The sequence below is a fragment of the Kaistella sp. genome (genome assembly GCF_032060305.1).
Lineage (GTDB): Bacteria > Bacteroidota > Bacteroidia > Flavobacteriales > Weeksellaceae > Kaistella > Kaistella yananensis.
On the sequence record NZ_DAMBHK010000138.1, the window covers coordinates 1 to 2,057 of the forward strand.

Consider the following 2,057-nt stretch of genomic DNA (forward strand, 5'->3'; position numbering starts at 1 on the left):
CTTTGGATGATGCGAAAAAACTCTATTCAGGTTTCGATTTGGTGAATGCAATGACATCGGTTTCGATGACAATTAATGGTCCCGCGCCAATGTTGCTCGCGTTTTTCATGAATGCAGCCATCGATCAGAATGTTGAAAAATACATCGAAGAAAATAATCTTTGGGATAAAGTTGAAACGAGATTAAAAGAAAAATTTGATGATAAAGGTCTGAAAAGACCCGTTTACAGCGGCGAACTTCCGCCTTCTAATAATGGGTTAGGTTTAAAATTATTAGGACTTACCGGCGACGAAATTTTAGATGCAGAAACCTATGCTAAAATTAAAGCCGAAACCATCGCAACAGTTCGTGGAACGGTTCAGGCGGATATTTTGAAGGAAGATCAGGCGCAAAACACTTGTATTTTCTCTACCGAATTTGCCTTGAGATTGATGGGCGATGTTCAGGAATATTTCATTAAAGAAAAAGTGAGAAATTTTTATTCGGTTTCGATTTCCGGTTATCACATCGCGGAAGCGGGCGCGAATCCGATTTCTCAATTGGCATTTACCTTGGCAAACGGCTTTACTTACGTGGAATATTATCTTTCACGAGGAATGCATATCAATGATTTTGCACCGAATTTATCCTTCTTTTTCTCCAACGGAATCGATCCGGAATATGCGGTAATCGGCCGTGTTGCGCGTAGAATTTGGGCAAAAGCAATGCGCGAAAAATACAACGCCAACGAAAGAAGCCAGATGTTGAAATACCATATTCAAACTTCCGGACGTTCGCTTCACGCGCAGGAAATTGATTTTAATGACATCAGAACTACTTTGCAGGCGCTGTATGCGATTTACGACAACTGCAACTCGCTGCACACCAACGCTTACGACGAGGCGATCACCACACCAACCGAAGAATCGGTGAGAAGAGCGATGGCGATTCAGCTAATCATCAACAAAGAACTTGGTTTGGCGAAAAACGAAAATCCGTTGCAAGGTTCTTTCATTATTGAAGAGTTGACCGATTTGGTGGAAGAAGCTGTTTATGCGGAATTCGACAGAATCACCGAGCGTGGCGGCGTTCTCGGCGCGATGGAAACCATGTACCAGCGATCCAAAATTCAGGAAGAATCCATGCATTATGAATGGCTGAAACATACCGGCGAATACCCAATTATCGGGGTAAATACTTTCCTTGGAAAAGACGGTTCGCCAACGGTTTTGCCGGGCGAAGTCATCCGTTCAACTGAAGAAGAGAAGCAACTGCAGATCAAAAATCTGGAAAATTACCAGAACGCAAATGCCGCAAACACCGAAAATGCTTTAAAACAACTGCAGCACGGCGCCATTAATCAGGAGAATCTTTTTGAACTGATGATGGATGCGGTGAAATACTGTTCTTTGGGGCAAATCACGAATGCGTTGTTTGAAGTCGGCGGAATGTATAGAAGGAATATGTAGGTCCAATATTATTTTATATTTAAAAGCCGTGTTAAAGTTAATGCTTGACACGGTTTTTGCTTTAGAAATTTTAATTCAAACTTTCGGTAATGGTGTTAAAAATTTACTCTCAATATTTCCTTTTTCTCTTCTTCATTATAATTTCTTGTAAATCTGAACCCGCAAAAATCGCGGATGAATCAGTCACCCGAAATGAAATTATCGATAGCACCATTACCGCCTTCCAGAAAAAATTACTGGCGCAGCAGATCGATTCGGTATTTTCTAAAACGAAATTCAACGGAAGTATTTCTATCGTACAGAACGGCGAAAAATTATATGAAAAGGAAAATGGACTTGAAGATTTTAAAACGAAAGCTAAACTTGACAGCAATTCGGTTTTCGCGATTGGTTCGGTGAGCAAGCAGTTTACGGCCGCGATGATTTTAATGCTGGAAGATCAGGGAAAACTCAATACTAATAATAAAGTATCTAAATTTTTACCCGAATTTCAAAATAAACAGTTTGAAAGCATTACTGTTCATCAGCTGCTGAACCACACTTCGGGAATCAGCGATTTTGGGAGCGGACTTCAGTCGAAACCCGGTGAAAGTTTTAACTATTCCAACA

2 protein-coding genes are annotated in these 2,057 nt (G+C 40.7%); both read left to right on the forward strand.

Features of this window, described 5'->3' with window-relative positions:
* The coding region (locus tag V5N63_RS11690) for a methylmalonyl-CoA mutase family protein (RefSeq protein WP_332034082.1) at positions 1-1,448 on the forward strand (1,448 nt) is incomplete at its 5' end.
* Between the two features lie 89 nt (positions 1,449-1,537).
* Positions 1,538-2,057 (forward strand): serine hydrolase domain-containing protein (locus V5N63_RS11695; RefSeq protein ID WP_332034083.1); only part of this gene is annotated, 520 nt, incomplete at its 3' end.